At 56.8% G+C, this 26,476-nt stretch carries 18 protein-coding genes and 1 pseudogene; 12 read left to right on the top strand and 7 right to left on the bottom strand.

Going from position 1 to position 26,476, the window contains the following annotated elements; genetic code table 11:
• The first annotated feature begins 273 nt into the window (after window positions 1-273).
• From AB4N44_RS13825 to AB4N44_RS13800, 6 genes are read left to right on the top strand one after another with little or no spacing between them, the layout of a single operon-like run.
• Window positions 274-1,065, top strand: coding sequence for a YfaP family protein (locus AB4N44_RS13825; protein WP_127929935.1), 792 nt, complete (start codon window positions 274-276; stop codon window positions 1,063-1,065).
• 40 nt (window positions 1,066-1,105) lie between these two features.
• A complete protein-coding gene (locus AB4N44_RS13820) occupies window positions 1,106-2,818 on the top strand; it encodes a DUF2138 domain-containing protein (protein WP_150774606.1) in 1,713 nt (570 codons plus the stop codon).
• The gene (locus tag AB4N44_RS13815) at window positions 2,815-3,453 is read left to right on the top strand and encodes a DUF1175 domain-containing protein (protein WP_127929933.1); all 639 of its coding nucleotides are present in this window, start codon (window positions 2,815-2,817) and stop codon (window positions 3,451-3,453) included. Before AB4N44_RS13820 ends, AB4N44_RS13815 begins: the two co-directional genes overlap by 4 nt.
• A complete protein-coding gene (locus tag AB4N44_RS13810; RefSeq protein WP_460108668.1) occupies window positions 3,450-8,024 on the top strand; it encodes an alpha-2-macroglobulin family protein in 4,575 nt (1,524 codons plus the stop codon). The genes AB4N44_RS13815 and AB4N44_RS13810 overlap by 4 nt, the downstream gene beginning before the upstream one ends.
• Window position 8,025: 1 nt before the next feature.
• Complete coding sequence (locus tag AB4N44_RS13805) at window positions 8,026-9,645, top strand: DUF2300 domain-containing protein (protein ID WP_460108670.1); 1,620 nt, start codon at window positions 8,026-8,028, stop codon at window positions 9,643-9,645.
• A gap of 3 nt (window positions 9,646-9,648) precedes the next feature.
• Entirely contained in the window at window positions 9,649-10,461 is an 813-nt protein-coding gene (locus tag AB4N44_RS13800; protein ID WP_460108672.1) for a YfaP family protein, read from the top strand.
• Window positions 10,462-10,485: 24 nt separating this feature from the next.
• On the opposite strand, the gene AB4N44_RS13795 is transcribed toward AB4N44_RS13800, so the two are convergent.
• The 3 genes from AB4N44_RS13795 to AB4N44_RS13785 all read right to left on the bottom strand — a co-directional run bounded on the left by AB4N44_RS13795 (window position 10,486) and on the right by AB4N44_RS13785 (window position 12,843).
• A complete protein-coding gene (locus AB4N44_RS13795; RefSeq protein ID WP_455807120.1) occupies window positions 10,486-10,920 on the bottom strand; it encodes a hypothetical protein in 435 nt (144 codons plus the stop codon).
• Between the two features lie 62 nt (window positions 10,921-10,982).
• On the bottom strand, window positions 10,983-11,540 hold the full coding sequence (locus AB4N44_RS13790) for a hypothetical protein (RefSeq protein WP_460108674.1): 558 nt from the start codon (window positions 11,538-11,540) through the stop codon (window positions 10,983-10,985).
• A 127-nt stretch (window positions 11,541-11,667) separates the two neighbouring features.
• Window positions 11,668-12,843, bottom strand: a complete 1,176-nt coding sequence (locus tag AB4N44_RS13785) for a GGDEF domain-containing protein (protein WP_460108676.1) — start codon at window positions 12,841-12,843, stop codon at window positions 11,668-11,670.
• Between the two features lie 536 nt (window positions 12,844-13,379).
• Between AB4N44_RS13785 and AB4N44_RS13780 the strand changes: the two genes are divergently transcribed.
• From AB4N44_RS13780 to AB4N44_RS13755, 6 genes and pseudogenes are all read left to right on the top strand, one after another.
• Entirely contained in the window at window positions 13,380-14,423 is a 1,044-nt protein-coding gene (locus AB4N44_RS13780) for a restriction endonuclease (protein WP_460108678.1), read from the top strand.
• Window positions 14,424-14,564: 141 nt separating this feature from the next.
• Window positions 14,565-16,243: pseudogene (locus tag AB4N44_RS13775) on the top strand (class I SAM-dependent DNA methyltransferase).
• On the top strand, window positions 16,233-17,627 hold the full coding sequence (locus AB4N44_RS13770) for a restriction endonuclease subunit S (protein ID WP_460108681.1): 1,395 nt from the start codon (window positions 16,233-16,235) through the stop codon (window positions 17,625-17,627). The pseudogene AB4N44_RS13775 and the gene AB4N44_RS13770 overlap by 11 nt, the downstream one beginning before the upstream one ends.
• Window positions 17,624-18,673 carry a PDDEXK nuclease domain-containing protein gene (locus AB4N44_RS13765; RefSeq protein ID WP_460108683.1) on the top strand — a complete coding sequence of 350 codons (1,050 nt, stop codon included), beginning with the start codon at window positions 17,624-17,626 and terminating at the stop codon, window positions 18,671-18,673. The genes AB4N44_RS13770 and AB4N44_RS13765 overlap by 4 nt, the downstream gene beginning before the upstream one ends.
• Entirely contained in the window at window positions 18,674-21,778 is a 3,105-nt protein-coding gene (locus tag AB4N44_RS13760; protein WP_460158219.1) for a type I restriction endonuclease subunit R, read from the top strand. It abuts the gene before it with no gap.
• Between the two features lie 206 nt (window positions 21,779-21,984).
• Window positions 21,985-22,878 (top strand): helix-turn-helix transcriptional regulator, encoded by an 894-nt coding sequence (locus AB4N44_RS13755; RefSeq protein ID WP_460108684.1) that lies wholly within the window; start codon window positions 21,985-21,987, stop codon window positions 22,876-22,878.
• A gap of 363 nt (window positions 22,879-23,241) precedes the next feature.
• Here the strand turns inward: AB4N44_RS13755 and AB4N44_RS13750 are convergent, their stop codons facing one another.
• The 4 genes from AB4N44_RS13750 to AB4N44_RS13735 form a co-directional block, all read right to left on the bottom strand.
• A complete protein-coding gene (locus AB4N44_RS13750; RefSeq protein WP_460108686.1) occupies window positions 23,242-23,988 on the bottom strand; it encodes a S24 family peptidase in 747 nt (248 codons plus the stop codon).
• 223 nt (window positions 23,989-24,211) lie between these two features.
• Window positions 24,212-24,739, bottom strand: a complete 528-nt coding sequence (ppa, locus tag AB4N44_RS13745) for an inorganic diphosphatase (RefSeq protein ID WP_003205933.1) — start codon at window positions 24,737-24,739, stop codon at window positions 24,212-24,214.
• A gap of 112 nt (window positions 24,740-24,851) precedes the next feature.
• On the bottom strand, window positions 24,852-25,664 hold the full coding sequence (locus AB4N44_RS13740; protein WP_150776542.1) for a M90 family metallopeptidase: 813 nt from the start codon (window positions 25,662-25,664) through the stop codon (window positions 24,852-24,854).
• A gap of 4 nt (window positions 25,665-25,668) precedes the next feature.
• Window positions 25,669-26,319 (bottom strand): DedA family protein, encoded by a 651-nt coding sequence (locus AB4N44_RS13735; protein WP_127929924.1) that lies wholly within the window; start codon window positions 26,317-26,319, stop codon window positions 25,669-25,671.
• Window positions 26,320-26,476: the final 157 nt, after the last annotated feature.

The following is a 26,476-nucleotide window of genomic DNA, read 5'->3' as shown; positions in this document are numbered from 1 at the left end:
GCCTGCCTTGAGTCCGTGAGCCAAATAGAAAAGCTATTCGGCTCATTTTGTGAGCCGAATATGACGGCTATTCGGCTCACCGTCCACCGGATTGGCGTGATTCCTACAGTAAAAGCACATGTATCCGATTGTTAAAAAACCGCCGAATCGCTAATCTTCGCGCCTTCTACGACCCCATAGTCACGGGTCTTTCAGACGAAACGCAGTTTTCACCGCTGTGAAGTACCGAGGATCGGGTGCAAGGTTTCGTTCAGGCATGGCAGGAGGCATTACATGCGTTCATTTCTTTGGCTGCTGATCGGCCTGGCCTGCGCGCCCGCGCTGCTGGCGGCGCCGACGGCCGAGCTGTCGGAGCCAGTGGGCGGTTGGCGCTATCACGGCTTGCTCGACCGCAGCGAAAACCCGCAAGTCGCCTATCCGACGCCGCCGATCGATCGCGGCATCCAGCGCAATCGCACGATGATCCAGGGCCAGCTCAAGGCCATCGGCGATATGCGCCCGCCGCACAGTCTCGCCGTGAATGGCAATCCACTGAATCTGTACACCGACGACCAAGGCCGTTTCGCCCGGCCGTACGCGTTCGGCGCTGGCTCCAACAGCGTCGAAGTGATCAGCGCCGAAGGCCAGTCGCTCAAGCGCGTGCAATTTTATGAAGCAAACAATTTGCGCACGCCGGCGCGGATTCGTCTTGTCTTGGGATGGGACGATCCGAAAGCCGAGCTCGATCTGCACATTGTCACGCCTGACGGTCAGCATGCGTTCTGGGCTCGGCCAGCGCTGAGCAATGGCGGCGGTCTTGACCCGGATGGCGTTGATGGCCCGGGCCCGGAAATGTTCACCATGACCGCGCCGTTGCACGGCACCTATCTGGTTTACGTCAACTATTGGGGCAACTTCGGCAACGGCGGCTATAACTTCGAGGAGACCAGCAACCAGAACGAGGTGATCACCTCGCAAATCACGCTGGTGCTCAACGAAAACACCGTCGACGAAAAACGCGAAACGTTCATCGTACCCCTGCGGGCGATCGGTGATCTGCTGCTGGTCAAGACTTTCAACTATTAATAAGCATCCCGCTGCACGGATGAAATCGGGCTTTGAAAAGATGAGCGATAACACTGTTACTCCGGCTGCCGACACGCCAGCGGCCAAACCTTCGCGGCGCTGGCCTTTGCTTCTGGCCGGGTTGTGCCTGGTGGCCGGCGTGGCGGGTGGTTTTGGCTGGTTGCTGCTCAAGCCCAAGGCACCGCCGGCGGAATTGGCCAGTGACAAGCTTGGCCTCAGCCGTCCGGATGCGTTGCTGGAAACCCGTTCGCTGAGCCAGTTGCCCAAGGACCTGCTGACGGTGCCGTTCCTCAAGGCCACGCTCACCGAGGATTTCGTCTTCTATTACGAGACTCATGCTGATCGCCTCGGCTTGATCGGCAGTCTGCGCCGGATCATCTACGAGCATGATCTGAAGTTGCAGGACAGCCTGATCGAGCAGCTTTTCGATCAACCGGCCGATGTCGCGCTGTGGCGTGGCGCGGATGGTCGCTTGAAGGATTTTCTGCTGGTGATGGATCGTGGTGGTCTGGCGAAACTGCTGGAGCCGCTGGCGAAAGTCGCGCTGGATGACACTCAGCTCAGTCAGATGGGCGAACTCAAGGTCGGCGGCGATAGCGTGCCGCTGTACCAACTGACCTATAACGCCAGCAAAGCGCTGCTGTTCGCCTCCCACGGCGACAAACTGGTGGTGCTGTCGAACCCGGCCAAGTATTACGACCCGGAAAGCGGCGCGTCCGAAGAGTCCGGCCATGTTTCACCGCAAGCGCTGGCGGCGCTGCTCAATGGCGAAAAACTGTTCCCTGAAGCCTTCGGGCTGCCGGCGAAAACTGCGGAAACCAAACAGCGTTTGTCGGTCAATTCCAGCGTCCTGGCCATGGGTTATCAGCGCTTTATCCCGAACTTCGCCGGGCTGCGCTTCGACATGGATGACAAGGGCTGGCACAGCTACCTCGCCATGGACGAACTGGACAACCAGCCCGACTTCGATTTCAAACCGGTCTGGCAAGCCATGCCGCTGGGGGCCAGTACCTGCGTGACCTTGCCGGTCGCGGCCGAACCGCAAAAACCGCTGTTGGTAAAGCTTGGTGCCGAAGAGACCGTGGCGCAGACCCTCACCGAACACGTGGCCGGCGCGGCAGGCCTGTGCTGGTACGCCGATTCGCGTTTGTACACGCCGCTGTTGGTGGCCAGTTTGAAAGACGAGGACAGCAGCAAACTTGATGGCGATCTCGGCAAGCTGTTCGGTTCGATGGTTGGTGCGTTCGAGGCCAACGTCGAAGAAAACGTGTTCCCGGTGGTCGAGAAGCAGGAAGGCCAGAACCACGTCTGGCAGCGTCAGGTCAGTTCCAATTTCGGCCCCTACGCGGCGAAGACTGCGGAAAACCCGGACGCGATTTCCGGCAAGGCATTCATGAAAGTCAGTCTTGCCCGTCACGGCTCGACGCTGCTGTTTTCCCTCGACGACAAACTGGTCGACAAGGCGCTCGGCACCCTCGATAAGCGCTTCCCGCCAATGGCCGACGTGCTGCCGAAAGATGTGCTGATGCCGATCTATTTCGGCCCGGACTCGATGGCGCAGCTGATGCAACAGGAAACCCTCGACAGCCTGCCGCAGGACATGGAGCCGGTGTTCTACAACGCCGCGCAAACCTACCTGATTCCGAAACTGCGCACCTTCGGCGGCTACGGCAAATATGCCCTGACTTTACCTGAAGGCAGCGAGCCTGACGGCCACTGGCAGTGGCTGCCGCTGGAGTGGAAAGCGCTGTGACGACACTGATCCGCAGCCTCGGCCTGCTTGCGCTGCTATTGAGTGCGGGTGCCCGAGCCGTTGAAACGCCAGCGCTGGACCCGGCGCAATCCCAGGTGTTTCGCGCCTGGTTTGTGCGCATCGCCCAAGAGCAACTCAGCCAAGGCCCGAGTCCGCGTTGGTATCAGCAGGACTGTGCCGGGCTGGTGCGTTTCGCCGCCAACGAAGCGCTGAAAGTCCATGACGACAAATGGCTGCGCAGCAATGGCCTGTCCAATCGTTATCTGCCGCCGGAGCTGTCGCTCAGCGATGAGCAACGCAAACTCGCCCAGCAATGGCAGCAGGGCGGCGGCAAGGTCGGGCCGTACGTCAACGCGATCAAACTGATTCAGTTCAACAGCCACCTGGTCAGCCGCGATGTGTCGCAGGCGCGGCCCGGTGACCTGATGTTTTTCGATCAGGGCGACGACCAGCACCTGATGATCTGGATGGGCCGCTACATCGCCTATCACACCGGTACCACCACCCCGACTGACAACGGCATGCGTTCGGCAAGCCTGCAGCAACTCATGACATGGAAGGACACCCGATGGATACCCGACGCAGCCAACCCCAACTTCATCGGCGTCTATCGACTGAACTTTCTCTCCCAATGACCGGTGCCCGCATGTTGCGTATCTGCTCGCGAATTCCTTTGCTGCTGGCGCTGTTGCTGCCATTGGCGACCGTTAACGCCGAAGATTCGGTGGAACCGAGCGGCTATACGCCGGTGTCCGGTGAGAGCTTTTTCCTCCTTGCCGACAGTAGTTTCGCAGCGGACGAGCAGGCGATGGTGCGCCTCGAAGCGCCGGGCCGAGACTATCGCCGTTTCCGCATGGAACCGTACGGCGGCGCCGATATTCGTGTGTACCGCATCGACAAGCCGCTGGATTTCCTCAAGCGCCAGAAGAACCTGCACCGCGTGGTCAGCGATGGCCAGTTCAAGGGCGAAGGCTTGTCCAACACCCTCGCGTACTTGTGGGACAACTGGTACCGAAAATCCCGTCGGGTGATGCAGCGCGCGTTCTCTTATGAGTCGCGCAAACAGGTCACCGAAGAGGTGCCGGAACTGAAGATGGGCAACGCCATTGCCGCGCCGACACCGTACGATGCACAGCCGCAATTTGCGCTGATTCCGGGTCTGCCGGTGGTCAGCCAGTTCCGTTATCCATTGTGGCAAGCCAAGCCGATTCAGCCGCCAGCCGGGGTCAATCTCGCGGGCTCTTCGAGCGACTTCGTCAGCGTCGCGCCGGGTAACGTTTACATCCCGTTGGGCAATCTGAAGCCGGGTCTGTATCTGGTCGAAGCGCTGATCGGTAAATACCGCGCGACCACCATGGTGTTCGTCTCCAACACCGTCGCGGTGAGCAAGATTGCTGGCGATGAATTGCTGGTCTGGGCCGCACGCAAACACGAAGGCAGCTCGGTGCCGAAGGTCAATGTGCTGTGGACGGATGGCCTCGGTGTGATGAGCAGCGGCGCGACCGACACTGATGGTTTGCTGCGCCTGAAACACGTCAGCCCTGAGCGTTCGTTCGTGATCGGCGAGGATGAAGAGGGCGGCGTCTTCGTCTCGGAAAACTTCTACTACGACAGCGAAATCTACGACACCAAACTCTATGCCTTCACCGACCGGCCGCTGTACCGCCCGGGTGATTGGGTGTCGCTGAAGATCGTCGGTCGCGAGTTCAAGAATGCGCGGGATTCGGTATTGCCGGGGGCAGCGGATGTCTCGGTCAGCGTGCTCGATGCGACCGGTACCGAGCTACAACACCTTGACCTTAAGCTTGATTCGAAGGCGGGCACTCAGGGCCGTTTCCAGTTGCCGGACAACGCCGTTGCCGGTGGTTACGAGATTCGCTTCAACTACAAGGATCAGGCTTACAGCAGCGCGTTCCGTGTGGCGGAGTACATCAAGCCGCACTTCGAGATTTCGCTGAATCTGGCCAAGCAGGATTACCGCACCGGCGAACCGGTGAAGGGCAGTCTGGTGCTGCTCTACCCGGACGGCAAACCGGTGGCCAACGCCAAACTGACCCTGAGCCTGCGCGCCCAGCAACTGTCGATGGTCGACAACGAGCTGCAATACCTCGGGCAATTCCCGGTGGAGCTGACCAGCACCGAACTGACCACCGACAGCAAGGGCAACGCGACCCTCGACCTGCCTGCCGCCGACAAACCGAGCCGCTACATGCTCACCGTGTTTGCCAGCGATGGCGCGGCGTATCGGGTCAAGACCACCAAGGAAATCCTCATCGACCGTGGCGCCGCGAGCTTTCGCTTGAGCGCACCGCAACGCTTCAGCGCGGTCGGCGACAAGGTTGCGTTCAGCTACGCCAACGAGGGCGGCACCGAGCAAAGCAAAGCGGTGACGCCGAGCACGTATGGCTGGGTGCGTCTGGAAGACCAGAGCACTGGTGAAGGCAAACTTGCGGCGACTGACAAAGGCTTCAGCATTGCCTTCGAACGTCCGGGCACTTACAACCTGACACTCAAGGATCAGCACGGTCGCGTGCTCGGTGCCACCGGGCATTCGGTCACCGGCGATGGCGTCAAAGCAGTGCCGGGCACCGTGGAAATCGTCCTCGATAAACCTGAGTACAAGGCTGGCGATGAAGCGCTGGCGCTGATCACGTTCCCGGAACCGGTCAGCGATGCTCTGCTTTCTCTGGAGCGCGACAAGGTCGAAGCTACTGCGCTGCTGGCCAAGGGCGGCGACTGGCTGAAACTGGAAAAGCTCAGCGACACCCAATACCGCGCGCGTATCCCGGTGAGGGACAACTTTGCGCCGAACCTGACCTTCTCCGTGCTCTACACCAAGGGTGGTCAGTACAGCTTCCAGAACGCCGGGATCAAAGTGGTCGCGCCGCAAATCGACGTGGCGATCAGCACCGACAAAGCGGTGTATCTGCCGGGCGACACGGTCACGGTTGACCTGACCACGCAGTTCGCCGGCAAAGCGGTTCCGGCGCATCTGACCGTTAGCGTCGTCGACGAAATGGTCTATGCGCTGCAACCGGAAGTCGCACCGACCATCGACCAGTTCTTCTATCACCCGCGCCGCAACAATGTGCGTACCAGCGCCAGTCTGTCGTTCATCAGTTACGACGTCGCGCTGCCGGGCAGCCCCGGTGCGCCGGGCAAAGCCAACCGCAGCGAGCGTGGGGTGAAAGTGCTGGAGCGGCCGCGTCGTGAAGACGTCGACACGGCCGCTTGGCAACCGGAGTTGTTGACCGGCGCCGACGGCAAAACCCGTTTCACTTTCAAAATGCCGGACTCGCTGACCCGCTGGCGCATTACCGCCCGCGCCATCGCCGATGACGGTCAGGTGGGACAAAAGAAACAGTTCGTGCGTTCGGAAAAACCGCTGTACCTGAAGTGGAGCGGCCCGAGCAAATTCCGCGAGGGCGATCAGCCGCAACTCGGTGTGTTCGCGTTCAGTCAGGCCGAGAAACCGGTCAAGGCTGAACTCGTGACGCACTACGCTGGCGCTGAACAACGTGTCCCGGTGACCCTCAACAACGGCATCAATTACCTGCCGCTGCCAGCATTCGCCTTGGCTTCCGGTGATTGGACGGCTGAACTGGTGCAGGACGGCAAAACCGCCGATTCCCTCGCCGTGCGCCTCAGTGCGACCGGTGACGGCTGGCAGGTGACGCAGACGCAAGGCCTCGATGTCGCCAGTGGTGACACGCCGTTGAGCCTGCCGGCGGATGCCACGGATATTCGCCTGCGTCTGGATGACAGTCCGCAAGCGCTGTTCCGTTCGGCTCTCGATGATCTGCTGAGTTATCCGTACGGTGGCGTCGAGCAGACTGCCAGTCGTTTGCTGCCGCTGAGCATCGCTTATCCGTCGCTGGCATCGAATCCGCAGATTCGTGATCGCTTGCGCCTGATCATGCAGAACAGCCGTCTGCGTCTGGTGCAAATGGCCGGGCCATCGGCGAGCTTCACGTGGTGGGGTTACGACGGTGAGCCGGATGCGTTCCTCACTGCCTACGCCTATTACGCCGACTGGAACGCCAGCCAGGTGCTGGAGCTGACCTTGCCGCCGGAGCATTGGCAGCGGGTGCTGGAAGTTTACGCCAAGCAAGCGCCGAACACGCCTTTGCTGCAACGCGCGCTGATTCTGTCGTTCGCCAAGCAGATGCATTTGCCGGTGAACACGCTGCTTAGCGGCTTGATCGACGATCTGGCCAAGGCCGGTGAAGGCAATGCTGAGACCATGCTCGACGATGGTGAAGACAGTCTGGTGATGAGCGATCCGGATTCGGCGCTCGGTCTGGCAGCGGCACGGGTGTTGACCGCCTCTTTGGCCACGCAGTCGAAAGTCGCCTTGCCGGACGCGTTCAATCGTCAGTTGGCTGCTGCACAACAGCGTCTTTCGGTCAGCTCGCAGCCGTTTGCCGAAGCGCTGAACCTGTCGTTGCAACCGTTCGATCAGGCACGTGCGCAAGCGCTGTTGCAACGACTGTTGCCGCAGCAATCGACCCTCGAACGTGCGCTGGCGCTGACCTGGTTGCAACGCAGCATCGCCCAGGCTTCGCCGACCATCGCCTTGACGCCGGGTGAGGGCTGGAAGAAAAACTACGGTGCAACCGGTGAGATGTACTGGACCTGGCAAGGCGCCACTCCGGTGCCGAGCGTGCTGACAGTGTCCGGCACGCAAGAGCGTCCATTGCGCGCGGCGTTGAGCTTCCAGACCCAGCAACCGCCAGTCGATCCAATGGCCGTGACCATCACCCGTCGCCTGTCGCGACTGGTACCAAGCGATGAAGCCTTCACCTTCAAGCTGGAGCCGGTGGGCACCAAGCCGCTGTCCAGCGACAGCCTGTATCTGGACGAAGTGATCCTCACCAGCAAAGCGCCGAAACCACTGCGCTACGGCATGCTCGAAGTGCCGCTGCCACCGGGCGCCGATGTCGAACGCACCACGTGGGGCATCAAGTTGCAGGGCAAGGACGGCACCGAGCCGACTGCGCTGGAGAAGGCGCGTTTCGAACCGGGCCAGTTGGCCTACGCGGTGCCGGTCGATGCGCTGAGCGGCGAGTTGCGGCTGCGCCATCTGGTGCGATTCTCGCAGAAGGGCCAGTTCAACTTGCCGCCGGTGCGGTTCAAGCAGGTCTACGCACCGCAGCATCAGGCCCAGGAAGCGAAAGCCGCCCTCGGTCAGGTCACGGTCAACTGACATGACCCGGCCGCTGCTGTGGCTGCTGATGTGTGTGATCCCTGCGCTGGCGACGGCGCAGGACGAGCCGTTGCGCGTGGCCTACAAGGGCGAATTGTTGTCGTTGAGTCAGACGCAACTGATCAAGCGTGAACCGTTTCCGTCATCGCTGGATACGCCGCTGGGCAGTCTGTGGAAGTTGTTTGTATACGCATGGCTGGTGGATACCGGCGCGCGGGAGCCGGCGTATGAATGTCGCGGGCAGTCGAAGGAAGAGGTTTATTGCTGCGCGGCGGGTGGCAAAATCGAGCGTGATCAGGCGCTGGTGAAATCCTGCGGTTTGTATTTTGAGCCGGTGCGGTTGGGGATTTCGGCGGCGGATTGGCGTACCTATTGGCAGACGCGGCAGGCGCCGTCGTGGTTGCTGGATCTGCCTTCGGTGCAGCCGGCTCAACGGGTTTCCGTGGTTGAACTGCTGAAGGTTATGGCCTCGTTGCCGGCGCAGGATCAGGCGCGTCGAGTGCTACTCGACGTGGTGCTGAACGCGGCGGACGGCAATGTCGTTGGTGAACTGGGCGGGCGCTTGCGGGTGAAAACCTGGAGCTGGCTCGGCGATCAGGATCCGCAGTCGCGGCAGGGTGGTTTTGCTGGCTGGACGGCAGATGGCGCGCCGGTATGGGCGGGTGGGCGAGGCACCAGTCAGATGGTCTTGCGGCATTACGGCCAAGCATTGGCGACCGTGTTGCCGGCAGCCTGGCCGGCGGAGGCGGGGCGTTGTGTCGAAGTCAGCCTGTTTTCGAAGTACCCAGTTTCGAAGGTGTTAGCGGGTGATCGCCTCGCGACATCCGGCCCGTTGCAAGGCGACTACCGCGTCGAATTCGCCAACGGCAACGCGCTGGATATCCACAGCGACGGCGAACTGTTTCTACTCAACGACAAACTCGTCGCAAGGCTTGATCGCGAAGAATATGTAGCCCGCGTCCTTGAGCGTGAAGCCAAACCCGAACCCGCCGAAGCGGCCAAAGCGCTGGCCGTGGCAATCCGCACTTATCTGCTGCAAAACGCCACACGTAACGGCGACTGCCTGAGCATCGATGACAGCAGCAATCGCCAGCGTGTCGCCCCGCGTCCAGCCTCGGCCGAATCCCGCAGCATCGCCGCATGGACGGCAGACCTCGTGCTGGCTGGTAGCACCGTCACCTATCACTCCGATCAACCCGGTCCGGACAAGCTCGCCTGGCAACAAGCCGTCGAGCAAGCCAACGCCGGTCAACGTTACGACGCGATTCTGTTGCACGCCTATCCGCGCGCCAGCCTCAGCCGTTGGGACAACCCGGTCGCCTCCTGCGAAGCATTGCCCGCAGCCCAAGACTGGCTGCAAAAACAGCGACGCGGCTGGCGTCCGAAGCTGGAAAGCGAAACCGGCTACAACGAAGTCAGCACCTTCGCCGTGTGCAAACTCGCTTTCGGTCGCCCCTTTGTTGATCGCGAACGCCAACGCATCTACGTACGCGGCGTACTGACTTTGCAGGATCGCCTAGACCTCACCCACGAATATCTGCACCTGGCTTTTGAAGCACACCCCAACGGCCAGGATGAAACCTACATCGAAGGGCTCGCCCGTCATCTTTTGCTGGAATAGACCATGACACTCCGTTATCCACAGGTCTTGCTGTTGCTCTGCACCTTGACCGCGCTATCGCCAGCGATGGCCGCCGACAGCGTCAAACTCGACACCCCGGTCGGCGGCTGGCGCAGCGGCGCCCCGGAAGGCGAGGGCGAAAGCTTCCGTCAGACCGTCAACTACCCGGCCTCCTCGGTCAACACCCCGATTGGCCAGGCCAATACCGCCCGCATCAGCGGCGAAATCAAAGCTACGCAGAAGGGCAACGAACCCGGTCGCTTGATCGTCAACGGCGTCAGCATGCCGCTGAAAATCGACGACAGCGGCCGCTTTGACCGCCCGTTTTCCTTCCCCAACGGCAGCAACAGCGTGGAAGTGCGCAGTCCCGATGGCCAGCAGCGCCGCCGCACACAGTTCCTCAACACCAGCGGCGGCGCCACCCCGGCCAAGCTGCGCGTGCTGCTGGCGTGGGACAGTGACGGCACCGACCTCGACCTGCACCTCGTCACCCCCGACGGCGCGCACATCTGGTACGGCAACCGCAGCGCCGCCAACGGCGCCGCGCTCGACGTCGACGTCACCACCGGTTATGGCCCGGAAATCTTCGCCATGCCGGCGCCGATCAAGGGCCAGTATCTGGTGTATGTGAATTATTACGGCGGTGGCTATCGCGGGGATGACGAGGGCGGCGATGAGGCGGTGCAGCCGCTGACCACGGCGCAGGCGACGGTGATCACTGAAGAAGGCACGCCGAGCGAGAAAATGGAGTCGTTTCTGATCCCGATGCGCGCGGTGGGTGAGCTGACGTTGGTGAAGTCGTTCAGTTATCCCTGAGCAGTTAGTTGCTCAGGGACAGCGCTAGAGTCCAGGCGGGATGTAACCGGGTACGAACGGAACGTTGATGCATTTGCCATGAATGATCTTTCCGTCCTCGATCCGAAACAGTACGATCTTTTTGGCTTTGTTGACGGTGGCTTCCAGTTTGCAGTCAGAGCTATGCCCGACCGTCTCGTAGTACTCGGTGTACACCATGCCGTTGCCGGTGTGATTCATGGAAGTGCCGGCCGCTTCAGTAGTTGTCCAGCTGGAGGATTTGAACCAGGTCAGGACGGCCAGATTTTCGCCGTTGGCACCGGTCTGTTTTTTCATCGAGTCAGGTTTGCCGAACAGATCGAGTGCTTCCTGAACATCCCGTCCTTCCCAGCGCGACTGTGCAATCAGGTGGCAGCCATTCACCATTGATACTGTGGCTGTTATCAGCAGCGTCAGTAGCGTCTTAGTCCATTGATTCATCATGACTCCCGGTGTCATGTGCGAGACGAAATAGCGCGCTGCAGCGCCCAGAAATCAGGCTGTTACTTGTTGCCCAGTATCGAGTCGAGGTTGTCCATCATCTGGCCTTTCTCTTGAATCGGTGCAAGTTTGAAAAACATCTGCTGCATGCCCTGAATCATCTGCAAGTGCTCCATCTTGCCCACTGCAATCATGTCTTTTTTCTCTGGAGTGCAAACGAAAGCCAAAGCGCGCTGCACCCAGAACTCCTTCGGCTGTTGCCATTGCTCGTTCACTTTCAGGTGCCGCAGCATGTAGGCAATTCGATCCACCGACTGGCCGTTAACAAACCGCACCTTGTTGGTCTTGCACTGAACTTCCAGGTTGTAGGCATCGATCATTGGCTTGCCCGGCTCTTCATACACCAGCATCACCGCCAGCATTTGCGCACCCTTGGTACGCGTCGACGGCACCACGGATGTGCTGTCGGCGACATACATGATGTTCTTGTGCGGGACGCCGTTACCGTAAATGATCCACCAGTCGCCAACGGGGTTCGGCTCTTCTGCTGACACTGAAGTGGCAGTCAAGAGTGCAGTCAGTAAAGCGACGGATTTACTCAGTTTGAAAAACGATGACATGGTGTTGCTCCATTCCTTGGCGCTTTTGTAATGCACAAAAACAGAATGGAAATTTAGTGGCGGGCGCCGGCAGGGGCAATTAGGGCGGATGTGCTAATGGCTTATTGAAATGGTCGGTAGCTGGGCACTAATTATCGGTAAGGCTCAAGTACAGCGAACGCAACGTCTGTACACGATTACGCCCCTTGTCTTTGGCGCCGTACAGCGCCTGATCGGCCTCCGAGAGCAGACGTGACAAGTCGTAGCCGGATTCGCGGGTAGTCACAACTCCGATGCTGACGCTGAGCAGCCCCGGCTCAAGAATCGACAATTGCGAGAACGAACGGCGGATCCGTTCGGCAATTTCCAGTGCAGTCTGCTCATCGCAATCGTTGAGCAGGCAGGCAAACTCCTCACCGCCAATCCGCCCGCAAACATCGTCCTTGCGCAGGCTCTCGACCACGATCCGGCCGAACGCGATCAACGCCTGATCCCCAACGGGATGGCCATAGGTATCATTCAGACGCTTGAAGTTATCCAGGTCGCAAAGCAGCAACGCCGCCGGTTCTGCGTGTTGCTGGCTTTCAGTAAGCAACTGGCCGGCGTTCATCATGAACGCGCGACGATTGCCAATGCCCGTCAGCGGATCGCTGAACGCCGCCGCTTTGAGCTTGAGCTCTGCACGTTCCTTGACCATCGCCAGGGTGATGTAGGCAATGCCGATGACATACAGCATCGACTCGAACAGCATGAATGAGAAAAACGGCACACCCTCGCCAGTGCCCAGCAGCGCCTTTGTCACCGGCAGCCCTTCATCGGTCGCACTGCGAACGGCGTAGAACACAGTGTGCAGAACGGTCAGCACCAGCGCCGGCATAAACGCGACGTCCAGAGTGTGGCGGCTGCGCCAGAGCTCCAGCGTTGTCATCACGCCGTAACCGAATGCCAGCAAGGAGTAGATTAAAACCCGATTTGGCATCGACTCGTAGAAGGCGGGAATCAGACACAAGGTCAGCCAGGCGAACGCCCCTGCCAGAATGCCGGACACTGACGGCCTGCGCCCGACCAGCGTGCGCATGGCCGTCCAGTTCATCGCTGCACTGAGCAATAGAACAACATTGCCGAACACAATGGGAATGAAGTCGACTCCTCGATCACGCCAACTGACCAATACCACGCCCAAAGCGCCCAGCAGCATCATGCTGCCGAGGTACGCCAGCGGTGGCTCACGGGTTTCGCGATACCAGGCGTGCAGCGTCAAAAGCCCCATCAAAAAGAAGACGAAGACCGAAACGACCAACAGGGTCGGGATATGCAGGGCCATTCCATGGATTCCCGTGAGGCTCAATACCGGAATCCGGCCGGTGGCGGGAATGCGGGTAAAAACAGAGGGGGTGGTTATAAGGCGGGATTTAGCACTGTGGGAGTTGAGGTTGGCAAGTGTTGAGTTGAGCTTGCTAAGCCAGAGGTGCAAGGACTGCTCCTACAAATTCTGCCTATGGTCAGGTTCAGCAGTTTTGGATCTCTCACGCAACTTCTCTGGCTCTAGCTGAGCAGCCTCCCCCACCGCGATCCCGATACCACCGGCGGTGTCCTGCTGGCTTGGGATAGCGACGGCTCTGACCTCGACCTGCGCCCCACCACCCCCGGTGGCTCGTTGAATAGGGCACAAGTGACGGTGATTACTGCACAGGGAGTGCCGAACGAGAAGATGGGGACATTTCTGTTTTCGATGCGGGCGGTGGGGCGTTGACGCTGGTGAAGTCGTTCATTTATCAGTTATCCCACACCAATCGGTAATTGTGCAGTACATCAATTTCGGACATCGTAGGCTGAAGAATCCAGCAAGGAGCAAGTTTGATGGCTGTCTGGTTAGTGCGTGCGGGCTCATCTGGGGAATTTGAGGATAAGTTCATCAGCGAGCGTCGCGTCTATGTGACGTGGGATTTGCTAGATGTGGATCTGAGTGGCTTTACCCAACGTGAGCAAGTGCTGGATGCATTGGCGCAACGATATCCTGATGCAAAACCCAAAAGCTTGGTGAATTGGAGTAGTCAGATCTGGCCGTTTGCTCAACGCATGCAGGCTGGCGACTTGGTCATCATGCCGCTCAAAACTCAGCCAGTTGTGTACATCGGCGAACTTGTCGGTGGTTACCAATTTGAAAGCGAAGGTCCCGAGCCGTTCTACCATTGGCGTGGGGTACGCTGGATCGGTGAGGCGATTCCCCGCTCTAACTTTTCCCAGGATTTGCTCTACAGCTTCGGCGCGTTTATGACTATCTGCCGTATTCAGCGCAACAACGCTGAGGCACGAATTCGTTCCATGGCTGCTAATTATTGGCAACCAGAGTCGTTGCAGCAATTGGTCATGGATGTGGCGACTGCGTCGGATGAGGTTGCCGTTGAGGAGGCGGAAACTGATCTGGAGCGAACCGGTAAGGACCATATCGTTCGACTGATCGAGCGGCGCTTTAAAGGTCATCGCCTGACTACCTTGGTTGCCGCAATTCTACGGGCTCAGGGTTTCAGCGTTTGGCAGAGCCCCGAGGGCGCCGACGGTGGCGTAGATATTTTGGCCAGCAATGGCGTAATGGGCTTTGGCGAGCAAGCCATCTGCGTCGAGGTGAAATCCGGGACCGGTTTAGTCGACAGGCCGACTGTTGACAAACTGCTTGGGGCGATGCGCAAATTCAACGCCAATCAGGGGCTGTTTGTGGCATGGGGTGGCTATCGAGGCAACGTACAAAAGGAATTGGCTTCAAGCTTCTTCTGCCTGCGTCTCTGGAACCAGAACGATCTGCTGGATCAGTTGTTTTTGTATTACGACCGACTGGACGAAGGCATTAAGTCGGAGCTGCCGCTGAAGAGGATCTGGACGGCGGCACTCACTGACGAGATTTGACCTCTTATCGGATCACACAGTAGGTAATTCTCCCCGACTGGCCTCGCATGCAGGATAATCAACGTTTTTTCGTTCGCGCCATGCTGGTCGTGGGCAAACTATTCTGTAGTCCCTGTATCGCGGGGGCAGTTGGAGCTGTAAATGACGAATCTGGCCGAGCAAGCCTTGAGCAAAGCGCGGGCGCGTTTTGAATCTGCCGGGGAAAAATCTCCGGCGCCTAAATCTAAAAAACAGAAGGCCCAAGCGGCCACCACGATGCAGGAGCTGGAGAAAACGCTCTGGGCTTCGGCCGATAAAATGCGCGCCAATATGGACGCTGGCGAATACAAGCACATCGTGCTGGGGCTGATATTTCTTAAGTACATTTCCGACAGCTTTGCCGGTCGCCGAGTTGAGTTGGAGCGCAGGTTTTCCGACGCCAACGATGATTACTATCTCGGAGTTGACAGCGCCGAGTTGCTGGCCGATGAGCTGGAAGACCGTGATTACTACCGTGAGGTCAACGTTTTTTGGGTTCCGGAGGTCGCACGTTGGGAGTCCATTCGAGCGGCTGCCAAACAGGTCGATATCGGTAAAAGAATCGACGATGCTCTGAGCGCCATTGAAGCGGAAAACCCTAAACTCAAGAACATGCTCGACAAGCGTTTTGCTCGTGTTGAGTTGCCGGATGGCAAGTTGGGCGAGTTGGTTGACCTGATTTCGACAATCGGCTTCGGCTCGGAGGTCAGTAAGGCGCGAGACCTGCTAGGGCAGGTTTACGAATACTTTCTAGGTCAGTTTGCCCGGGCTGAGGGCAAGAATGCTGGTCAGTTCTATACGCCGGCTAGCATCGTTAAAACTCTAGTTTCCGTACTCAATCCGCATCACGGTAAGGTTTACGATCCGTGCTGTGGTTCTGGTGGGATGTTTGTTCAGTCGGAAAAGTTTATCGAAGCCCACGGCGGTAAGCGGGGTGATGTCTCTATATACGGCCAAGAGTCCAATCCCACGACCTGGCGTTTGGCGGCCATGAACATCGCAATTCATGGTTTCGAGGGCAACCTCGGTAAAGAGCCTGCCGACAGTTTTGTTCGCAATCAGCACCCAGACTTGCGCGCTGACTTTGTGTTGGCCAATCCACCTTTCAATATCAGCGATTGGTGGCACAGTAGTTTAGAAACTGATCCGCGCTGGGTATACGGCATCCCGCCGCAAAGCAACGCCAACTATGCATGGTTGCAGCACATGCATCACCATCTTAAAACGACAGGGCGAGCGGGGATTGTACTGGCCAATGGCTCAATGAGTTCGAGTCAGGGGGGGAGGGGGAAATTCGCCGCGCAATGGTGGAGGCCGATGCCGTGGAGGTAATGGTAGCGCTGCCGGGGCAGTTGTTTCTGAATACGCAGATTCCGGCTTGTCTATGGTTCCTTACCAAACACAAGGCTAAACGTCCGGGGGAAGTGTTGTTCATTGATGCTCGTAAGCTTGGAGCGAACATCACGCGAGTGCAGATCGAATTTCTGGATAGTGATATCGAGTTGATTGCTCAAACAGTGGCCAACTGGCGTGGCGAGCCATTGGATGTAGGTGGTGAAGTCGAATTGTACTCTGATGTCCTTGGCTTCTGTCGCAGCGTGTCTCTTAATGAAATAGCCGAAAATGGTTATGTGCTTACACCGGGACGTTATGTAGGGGCCGAAACTTTGGTGGATGACGGTGACGCGTTCGCTGAGAAGATGCAAAACCTCACCGCTCTGCTGGGCGAGCAGATTGCAAAGGGTATAGAGCTCGATGAATTGATACTTCGGAAATTGGAAGGGCTGTGTAATGAGCTCTGAATGGCAAACTGTCCGTGTAGAAGATATCGCTGCATTGCGGCCCGGTGCGATGGCAACAGGCCCATTTGGCTCAAGCATCAGTGCTAAGTATTTCAAAAGCACCGGTATCCCGGTCATCCGGGGATCTAACTTGAGCTCCGATGTTCAGACTAAGCTGGATGATTCTGGTTTGGTTTTCATTTCTGAGGAAAAAGCTCGTGAGTTTGATCGCTGCCTAGTTCGCGCCGGAGATTTGATTTTCACTTGTTGGGGAACCATCAATCAGGTTGGATTGATTGATCAAAGCGCAAGCTTTGAACGCTACATTATTTCGAACAAACAAATGAAACTCACGGTAGACGTACAGCGGGTAGATTCACGTTTCATCTACTATGTTTTTTCCGGGCCGGTTAAGCAATCAGAGATACTCGATAATGGTATCGGGAGCTCAGTCCCAGGTTTCAATCTCGGTCAATTGCGTAAACATGAGATACTTCTCCCCCCGCTACATATGCAACGCGCCATAGCCGATACACTTGATTTGTTTACAAATCGTATTACCTTGCTACGTGAAACCAGCAAGACTCTTCAGGCCATTGCTCAGGCACTATTCAAGTCTTGGTTTGTAGATTTTGAGCCCGTGCAGGCCAAATCCGAAGGTTTAGATCCGTTAAACATTCGATCGGCTACCGCCGAGCTGTTTCCCGACAGTTTTGAGGAGACTATATTGGGGAAGGTGCCGAGAGGGTGGCGCTTAGTCCCATTTGGCGAGCTTTTGAGTCATACCATTGGCGGCGACTGGGGGGATGAGGTACCTAGCGAAAAAAATGATACTCGTGTAGCTATCATACGGGGCACCGACATTCCCGATTTGCGGTCTGGAGCTGCGAGCCGGGTACCAATCCGCTATACCTCAGTGAAGAAGCTTGCTACTAGAGCCCTGCAAGATGGAGATCTTTTGGTAGAGGTCTCTGGTGGTAGTAGAGATCAGCCTACAGGGCGTGCGCTATATCTGACAGACGATTTGCTAGGTGAGTTTGATTGCCCGGTTGAACCAGCAAGTTTTTGTCGGCTTTTTCGCCCCGTTGATAGACATACGGGTTTCTTGTTGGCTCAACATCTGGCCTATATCTATTCCATTGGTAAAACTTGGGAGTACCAAAATCAAAGTACTGGTATTGCAAATTTTCAAACGACGTACTTTCTAAAAAATGAGCTGGTAGCGATGCCACCCTCGTCGGTGCTGGCGGCTTTTGCAGAGATAATTCATCCAATAGCCAATCGTGCTCACCTAACTCAAATTAGAGCTCTGACCCAACTCCGCGATGCCTTGCTTCCTCGTTTGATCTCCGGGCAACTTCGGTTATCCGATACCCAGAAGCTGATAGAGGAAGCTTGCGCATGACAAAAATTTCCTCCTCTGCACTTCCAGAGGGCTACGCTATTTGGTTGGCCCAATTGAAAGGTGACATCGCCCACGCTCAGCAAAGGGCCGCATTGGCAGTCAATGCCGAGCTGGTTCAGCTCTATCACCGCATCGGGGGAGAGATTCAACAGCGACAAGAAACGCAAGGCTGGGGGGCGAAAGTCATCGCCCGGCTAGCTCTCGATTTGAAAGACGCGTTTCCAGACATGCGTGGCTGGTCGTCCAGCAATCTGAAGTACATGCGTTACTTCGCCCTGCACTGCCCAGATGGTCAATTTGGTCAGCAGCCTGCTGACCAATTGCCTTGGTTCCACGTAGTTACCCTTCTAACCAAGCTGGACAGCCCCACCGAACGGGAGTGGTATGCGCAACAAACCGTACAGCACGGTTGGTCGCGTAGCACTCTGGAACTGAATATCAAGAGTCGCCTACAACAGCGCCAAGGCGCAGCGATCACTAATTTCGTTGCCCGTTTACCCGCAGCGGATTCAGCGTTGGCGAATGAAACATTGAAAGACCCCTATCTGTTCGATTTTCTCGGCCTGGGCCATGACGCCCACGAACGGGAAATCGAGGAAGGTCTGATTCGACACATCACCCGTTTTCTGCTTGAGCTAGGCGCAGGATTCGCCTTTGTCGGCCGACAATTCCGTCTGGAGGTAGGAGGGGACGAGTTTTTCATCGATTTGCTGTTCTACCACATCCGGCTCAAACGCTATGTAGTGGTAGAGCTCAAGGCAACGGCTTTCAAACCGGAACATGCCGGTCAGTTGAATTTCTACTTGGCCGCCGTCGACGCGCAGATCAAGGCCGATGATGACAATCCCACCATCGGATTGTTGCTGTGCAAACAACAGAATCGATTGGTCGCCGAATACGCACTTTCGGGCATTGATAAGCCCATTGGTGTGGCCGAATATCAACTATTGCGTGATCTGCCAGAAACCCTAGGCAGCAAACTACCGAGCATCGCAGAGATCGAAGCGGAGCTGGCCGGTGACATGGACACAGGAAGTGAAATGTAAATGACCGAAGACCAGTTGGAACAAGAAGCCCTCGGATGGTTGGGCGAACTGGGCTACACACATGTCTACGGACCCACGATGGCTCCCGAGGGAGAAAGTCCCGAGCGCGATAGCTTCCGTGAGGTAGTGCTCGTAGAGCGCCTGCGTACTGCAATCGATCGGCTCAATCCCAAAGTACCTTTAGCTGCGCGGGAAGATGCGCTGAAGCAGGTACTGGATTTTGGCATTCCGGTGCAAATGTTGGCGAATAGGGCCTTCCACCGTTTACTGGTTGGCGGTGTACCTGTGCAGTACCAGAAGGAGGGCGAGACGCGGGGCGATTTCATTCGTTTGGTGGATTGGGCTCAGGTGAAGGCCAATGACTGGATTGCGGTCAACCAGTTTCCAGTCCGAGGGCCGAAGACTACTCGACGGCCAGATATCATCTTGTTCATCAACGGGTTGCCATTGGTGTTGCTGGAGTTGAAGAATCCGGCGGATGTGAACGCCGATCTTTGGAAAGCGTTTGAGCAAATTCAGACTTATAAGGAACAGATCCCGGATCTGTTTCAGTACAACGAAATTCTAGTCATCTCCGATGGTACTGAAGCTCGTCTGGGGTCGCTGTCAGCGGACGCCGAGCGGTTCATGAACTGGCGCACCATAGACGGGCTGGATCTGGATCCCTTGGGTCAATTCAACGAGCTGGAAACCCTGACTCGCGGCGTGCTCGCCCCGGGGATGCTGCTGGACTACCTTCGTTACTTCGTCTTGTTTGAGGATGACGGTCGTCTGGTGAAGAAAATTGCCGGCTATCACCAGTTCCATGCAGTTCGGGCGGCCATCCAACAAGTGGTAATCGCTTCCCGCCCTGGTGGAACCCATAAGGGTGGAGTGGTCTGGCATACCCAAGGATCGGGTAAAAGCATCACTATGACCTGTTTCGCTGCTCGGGTGATGCAGGAAGCGGCGATGGAGAATCCGACCATTGTGGTGATTACCGACCGCAATGATCTGGATGGTCAGTTGTACGGAGTGTTTTCGCTCTCGCAGGATTTGTTACGTGAGCAACCAGTGCAAGCCGAGACCCGTGGCGATCTGCGCAGCAAGCTGGACAACCGCCCTAGTGGCGGCATTGTGTTCGCTACAATTCAGAAGTTCATGCCTGGAGCAGATGAAGACCGCTTTCCAGTGTTGTCACTGCGGCGGAACATCGTGGTCATCGCTGATGAGGCTCATCGCACTCAATATGGCTTTAATGCCGCGTTGAAAGCGCCGGATATCAACAAAGCCGCTGAAACCAGAGCCCGTTATCAGGTCGGTTACGCCGAACACCTGCGTAATGCGTTGCCGAACGCGACCTTCGTAGCTTTTACCGGTACGCCAGTGTCCAGTGAGGATCGTGATACGCGCTCCGTGTTTGGTGAGTACATCCATGTCTACGACATGCAACAAGCGAAGGACGATGGCGCGACGGTAGGCATTTATTTTGAGTCGCGCTTAGCCAAGCTGTCCCTTAAAGCCAGTGAACTGCCGACGCTTGACGATCAAGTCGACGAGTTAGCCGAAGACGAAGAAGAGGATCAGCAGTCGCGCTTGAAGAGCCGTTGGGCTGCTTTGGAAAAAGTGGTGGGAGCCGAGCCGCGAATTCGAAGTGTGGCCAAGGATCTGGTTGCCCACTATGAAGAGCGTAGCCAAGCGCAAAATGGTAAGGCCATGATCGTGGCGATGAGTCGTGAAATCTGTGTGCATTTGTACAACGAAATAGTTGCGCTGCGCCCGCACTGGCATGACGAAGATCCGGAAAAGGGGGCAATCAAGGTCGTCATGACTGGTAGTGCTTCAGACAAGGCAGTATTACGTCCGCATATTTATCCAGCACAGGTAAAAAAACGCCTGGAAAAACGCTTCAAGGACCCCGCAGATCCACTCAAACTCGTGATTGTCCGTGATATGTGGCTGACGGGTTTCGATGCCCCCTGTGTGCATACCTTGTATGTCGATAAACCGATGAAGGGCCACAACCTGATGCAGGCGATTGCACGGGTTAATCGGGTGTTCAAAGACAAGCAAGGTGGATTGGTCGTCGACTACATCGGTATTGCCAATGAGTTGAAAGCTGCACTAAAGGAATACACCGCGAGCAAAGGCAAAGGGCGCCCAACCGTAGATGCTCATGAGGCTTACGCGGTTCTTGATGAAAAGCTCGATTTGCTTCGCAGCTTTTTGCACGGCTTTGACTACAGCGATTTCCTAAAGGGCGGACACAGGTTGCTGGCGGGTGGAGCCAATCATGTACTTGGCCTTCAGGATGGGAAGAAGCGTTTTGCTGACGCAGCGCTAGCCATGAGCAAGGCGTTTACTTTGTGCTGCACCTTGGATGAAGCCAAGGCCGTCCGTGAGGAGGTAGCATTTTTTCAAGCTATCAAAGTCATCTTGATCAAGCGTGATGTTAGCCAGCAAAAAAAGACTGACGAAGAGCGTGAGTTGGCAATTCGCCAGATCATTGGCAACGCTGTGGTTTCCGGTGAAGTGGTTGATGTTTTCCAAGCGGTTGGCCTGGATAAACCCAACATTGGATTGTTGGATGATGACTTCCTCGCTGAGGTGCGTAATCTCCCCGAAAAAAACCTTGCAGTTGAGCTGCTTGAGCGTTTGCTTGAGGGTGAAATTAAAAGCCGCTTCAAAACTAACCTTGCTCAAGATAAGAAGTTTTCCGAACTCTTGGATAGCGTGATCAAGCGCTATCAAAACCGATCAATCGAAACGGCTCAGGTCATTGAAGAACTGATCGAGATGGCCAAAAAATTCGCCACGGCTAGCAGGCGCGGTGACAAGCTCGGTCTAAACGATGATGAGTTGGCGTTCTATGATGCCTTGGCAAATAACGAATCTTCTGTTCGCGAGTTGGGTGATGAAATACTCGCCAAAATTGCTCACGAATTGACCGATAGTCTGCGCCAGAACGTAACGGTCGACTGGAACAACCGCGAGAGTGTCCGAGCGAAGCTGCGTTTGCTGGTTAAAAGGATTTTGCGTAAGTACAAATACCCCCCAGATAGGCAAGATGAGGCCACCAAGCTTATTCTTGAGCAGGCTGAAGCGCTATGTGCAGCGTGGGGATGAAAGACGTGATCACTAGGTAACGGTCTGACTACCAAGTAAGGCAACAATCATATATCGAGACAATACAGGCGCCTTCGCTTCGCGATTCGCGCCTTTTTTATTTTGTTGCAAATCAATCTCAAAATTTCCTTCCATGAAAACCCTTACGAGCGGATACTCGATTTTGTTGTACTAAACTCTTTTTGGTTGTTTTTTGAAAGGGCAATATGAAGCGATTAAAAGAATTGCGTAAAGGGATCGGATTCACCCAGGCTTCCCTCGCGACAGCGCTCGGCGTTTCCCAGCAAGCAGTAGCGCGCTGGGAAAAAGGTGATACAGAACCAAGTCTCGCGATGCTCAGGGATTTAGCCACCCTAATGGGTACTAGCGTCGATGATTTAGTAGAGTTTGAAGCCGGTGCTGCCCGAATATCATCGCAGCACTGGGATCCTGCCAATGACCAAATGGTAGATGGGTTCTGGGGCCACCTGGGAGTGCTTTTGCCAGGGCTGCCAAACCATCAATGGTTCCCGATCACGGAAGGCGAACGACGGAGAGTCAGCCGGAATTTGCAGGGAGATACCGACAGTTCAGAATGGCTTGTTGTTTCGACCTTGAATAACCGAGTGTTGCTGATGAACCCGGCAGCTATGCTGCGAATCAGACTACTGGATGACGCGGCCGACGAGCCAAACGACGGCAACTGGAATTTGCCTTGGGATGGTTACCAAGGACTGTCTCCAGAGATTTACAGTGCGATCAATGATTATTTTTGGGATGAACACGCGTTTAAAAATGATTATTCTGAAGCATTGCAAAAGCTTGCAATTGATCAGCTTGAAGAGATCGGAATGACGGAGGAAGAGGCTTCCAGGTTGTTGGAATACACGTTTGTTTATCTCAAGTCTGGGTCGCAGGTCTCATTTTGTGCGGAGGCAGAAGACCTGTTTTCACTTAGCCTTGATGTTGATTGCCAGAGCCCGGAACGCGTAGTTTTGAGAGATCAGAACAGTGGTGAGTTTAATTTTTTCCCTGCGCATAACGTCGCACTGATCGATATGCCCTTGACCCAGTATCAGAGCGCAGCCCGAATTTCGATGGATGAGTTAGCGAATAGTTGAGCACTTGATGTCGCCAAATCCGAGGCATTAAAAAGCCGGCTTGTGGCCGGCTTCTCGGGGACTGGCTTGGCCTATTTTTGGTAAGCCTTGCCAGCCTTCAAAACTTACATCCGGATCTGCGTCCGGCTGCGGGACTTGGTCAGACGTTGGTCTGCCGCGTCGGGCGCTGTCTGAGCCGCGGGGCGGGTCGATGCGCAAATGTGGGGCGCAGGATACTGAGTTTTGCTTGGGATTCCCAGTCTGAAGTGCGGTTTAGAGCGACTTCTTCACCAGAAATCCGGGATTTGTACCGATTGTCCGGGCCTCTTCGCGAGCAGGCTCGCTCCCACAGGGTTCTGTGCAAGCAGGCATAGCTGCGTCGGATCAAAGAAACGGCACCACCGGCCGCCGCTTGCTCAGCGTCGACCACCAGAACACCCAGCCCAATATATGAATCCGTTGCTCTTCGATCTGCGCCGCGCGGAACACTTCGTCCGGGTATTCGGCGCTGTTGTGGCTGCGCAGGCGCAGACCGTTGCCGGGCATGCGGTGCAGGTATTTGATGCGCAGCATGCCGTCGTGTTCGATGGCGTAGATTTCGCCGTCCACCACTTGGGTCAGGCCGCGGTCGATGGCAACGACGGAGCCGTCTTCGATGCGTTCGGCCATGCTGTTGCCGATCATGTGTGCACAGATGGCGTCGGCGGGGCGGATCTCCAGTTGATCAACCTGTGCACGCAGCAGGCGGATGGACAGGTCCGGGTCCTGAATGACGTGGGTTTTGTCGGAGCCGTTGGTCAGTGGCGTTTCTTTGAAGAAGGCCAGTTCGATGTCGTTGGGATGGATGAATCGGTAGGCGCCCTGAGGATCGTGGGCGTCAAAGCTGTCGCCGTTGCTGGCAGGCGGAGTCAGGCTTGGCAGCTCTTTAATGCCTTCACCGGTTTTCAGCCATTCGCTGTTGACGGACAGCAGGCGTGAGACTTCTTCCATGCGATACGCCGGGACGCCCCGGGTGTACCAGTTGTGGACATTTTGGGCTTCCGTGCCCCAGAACTTTGCGAAACCCGTTGTGGAGATGTTCGCTGCTTCCAGGAGTGCCTTGAATCTTGGACCGCTAGTGTTCTTTCTCATAAACACGGAGTCTACGGCCGTGCCAGAGCGGTTTGAATAAACTGAACGTTCAAAAACGGGCTGAATTTTGCGACGGGATGTAAGACGCTCTTGTGGGAAATTACACAGGATAAAACTTTTCTGTAGTCCGCCATAAACACGCTGTTTAAGGCGGCTTTTTCCGAGCACAAAAAACCCCGGATCAACCGGGGTTTTCTTCAAGCATCACGCGTCGTGCAGGTGCTTAGCCTTTGTAGGCGGCAACCGACTTGGTGATCGCTTCGCGGGCGGCGTCAGCACCGGCCCAGCCTTCGATCTTGACCCATTTGCCTTTTTCGAGATCTTTGTAGTTCGCGAAGAAGTGCTCGATCTGCTGGATCAGCAGTGGCGGCAGGTCAGTGTATTCCTTCACATCGACGTACAGCTGGGACAGCTTGTCGTGTGGCACTGCGATGACTTTGGCATCGCCGCCGCCGTCGTCGGTCATGTTCAGGATGCCGACTGGACGTGCGCGGATCACCGAACCTGGCGCAACCGGGTAAGGGGTCACAACCAGCACGTCGAGGGGATCACCGTCGTCAGCCAGGGTGTTCGGGATGTAACCGTAGTTGGCCGGGTAGAACATTGGGGTGGCCATGAAACGGTCAACGAACAGGCAATCGCTGTCTTTGTCGATTTCGTATTTGATCGGCGCGTGGTTGGCCGGGATCTCGATCGCGACGTAGATGTCGTTCGGCAGGTCTTTGCCAGCCGGAATCTTGCTGTAGCTCATTGGGCGTTGCCCCCGTAGTTGACCAAAAACACTTGGCCGGATTGACCAAAAAGTGGCGGCGATTATAGGCATATTCTGCCGTGGACGCCATGTACCGAAAGTCGTGCAGCGCTTAGTCGTGTGGCTGATAGACCGGGTCTGTGGCCTGAAGTTGCCGCAACCTGCCCAACGGATCCTGGCGGTAGAAAAGCTGCAACTGCGCATAGACCTGTGGATAGGCCTCATGCAGCAAATCCGGGGCGCTGAAGAAGTATTCGCTGGTGACCGCAAAGAATTCCGCCGGGTTCTCGGCGGCGTAGGGATCGATAGCAGTTTCGGCGTCGGGATTGCGGTCGAGCTGGCGATTGAGATCGTCGTAAGCGTGTTGCATCACTTCGGCCCAGTCGCTGACGCGCATATCGGCGTGCAGCGGTGGCAGGCCATTGGCGTCGCCGTTGAGCATGTCGAGTTTGTGCGCCAGTTCGTGAATCACCAGGTTGTAGCCTTCCCAGCCGCCACTGGCCATGACGCCGGGCCAGGCGAGGATGATCGGTCCCTGCTGCCAGGCTTCGCCGCTGTGTTCGCCGTCCCATTCGTGCTCGACGCCGCTGGCGTCGCGATGACGTTGCGGACTGAGGAAATCGTCCGGGTAGAGGACGATTTCGTGGAAACCCTGATACCAGTTCAGATTACCGAGGTTGAGCAGCGGTAATTGCGCTTGGGCGGCGAGCAGCAGGCGTTGTTCCTGATGCAGTTCGACGCCAGGCAGGGCGCTCAGGTGTTTGTCGTCGAGGAACAGCACGCAGGCTTCACGCAGCCACTGGTCTTCGGCAGCGCTGATGCCATCAAGAAAACTCAATTGATGGCGCACCCGTTGCCACATGTCGTCGGCAATCGGGTGCTTCGCCAGAATGCGCCGGCGGCGCCAGGCGCTCAGCGACCACATCGGCTTAGTGCGATTGGGCTTTGGTGCCGCCGAAACGGCTGCGAACCACACCAAGGATCATCGGCACCAGCGACAGCAGAATGATCGCCACCACCAGCAACGACAGGTTTTTCTTGATGAACGGTACGTTGCCGAAGAAGTAGCCCAATGTCACCAGGCCGCCGACCCAGAGGATGGTGCCCAGCACGCTGAAACCAAAGAAACGCGGATACGGCATCTTCGCCACACCGGCGACGAATGGCGCAAAGGTGCGGATGATCGGCAGGAAGCGCGCCAGGGTGACAGTCTTGCCACCATGCTTGTCATAGAAGTCGTGGGTTTTTTGCAGGTAATCGCGGCGGAAGATTTTCGAGTTCGGGTTGCTGAACAGTCGTTCCCCAGCCGTTCGTCCGATCACGTAGTTGGTGCTGTCGCCGAGTATGGCCGCGAGCATCAGCAGACCGCCCAACAGCACCGGATCCATCCCGCCACCGGCCGCAACGGCACCGGCAATGAATAGCAGCGAATCACCCGGCAGGAACGGCATCACCACCAGTCCGGTTTCACAGAAGATCACCAGAAACAGGATGGCGTAGATCCATGGCCCATAGTTGTTCACCAGCAAATCGAGGTACACATCGAGATGCAGGATAAGGTCGAGCGGGTTGAAATCCATGGGGGCACCTGTTTGACGGCCCGACTCGGCAGGCCTGTGCGGATGACTTCGTGTAAGCCTACAGCGGGGTGTAGTTTTTCTTACAAGCCGGAAAGCTCGGGATTATACGGTCTGAAGGATGAAAAGCGCGTTGGTTTTGTAGCGGGGGATGTCGGGA

It is taken from the genome of Pseudomonas sp. S3_C06 (assembly GCF_054667675.1).
This window is presented reverse-complemented; position numbering and strand designations above follow the sequence as displayed.

Coding starts and splice junctions, on each gene's coding strand:
- AB4N44_RS13820 (WP_150774606.1), top strand. CDS start 1,106: ATGAGCGATAACACTGTTACTCCGGCTGCCGACACGCCAGCGGCCAAA.
- AB4N44_RS13770 (WP_460108681.1), top strand. CDS start 16,233: ATGAGCTCTGAATGGCAAACTGTCCGTGTAGAAGATATCGCTGCATTG.
- AB4N44_RS13755 (WP_460108684.1), top strand. CDS start 21,985: ATGAAGCGATTAAAAGAATTGCGTAAAGGGATCGGATTCACCCAGGCT.
- AB4N44_RS13735 (WP_127929924.1), bottom strand. CDS start 26,319: ATGGATTTCAACCCGCTCGACCTTATCCTGCATCTCGATGTGTACCTC.
- AB4N44_RS13780 (WP_460108678.1), top strand. CDS start 13,380: ATGGCTGTCTGGTTAGTGCGTGCGGGCTCATCTGGGGAATTTGAGGAT.
- AB4N44_RS13795 (WP_455807120.1), bottom strand. CDS start 10,920: ATGAATCAATGGACTAAGACGCTACTGACGCTGCTGATAACAGCCACA.
- AB4N44_RS13810 (WP_460108668.1), top strand. CDS start 3,450: ATGACCGGTGCCCGCATGTTGCGTATCTGCTCGCGAATTCCTTTGCTG.
- AB4N44_RS13740 (WP_150776542.1), bottom strand. CDS start 25,664: ATGTGGTCGCTGAGCGCCTGGCGCCGCCGGCGCATTCTGGCGAAGCAC.
- AB4N44_RS13785 (WP_460108676.1), bottom strand. CDS start 12,843: ATGGCCCTGCATATCCCGACCCTGTTGGTCGTTTCGGTCTTCGTCTTC.
- AB4N44_RS13750 (WP_460108686.1), bottom strand. CDS start 23,988: ATGAGAAAGAACACTAGCGGTCCAAGATTCAAGGCACTCCTGGAAGCA.
- AB4N44_RS13805 (WP_460108670.1), top strand. CDS start 8,026: ATGACCCGGCCGCTGCTGTGGCTGCTGATGTGTGTGATCCCTGCGCTG.
- AB4N44_RS13765 (WP_460108683.1), top strand. CDS start 17,624: ATGACAAAAATTTCCTCCTCTGCACTTCCAGAGGGCTACGCTATTTGG.
- AB4N44_RS13760 (WP_460158219.1), top strand. CDS start 18,674: ATGACCGAAGACCAGTTGGAACAAGAAGCCCTCGGATGGTTGGGCGAA.
- AB4N44_RS13825 (WP_127929935.1), top strand. CDS start 274: ATGCGTTCATTTCTTTGGCTGCTGATCGGCCTGGCCTGCGCGCCCGCG.
- AB4N44_RS13800 (WP_460108672.1), top strand. CDS start 9,649: ATGACACTCCGTTATCCACAGGTCTTGCTGTTGCTCTGCACCTTGACC.
- AB4N44_RS13790 (WP_460108674.1), bottom strand. CDS start 11,540: ATGTCATCGTTTTTCAAACTGAGTAAATCCGTCGCTTTACTGACTGCA.
- ppa (WP_003205933.1), bottom strand. CDS start 24,739: ATGAGCTACAGCAAGATTCCGGCTGGCAAAGACCTGCCGAACGACATC.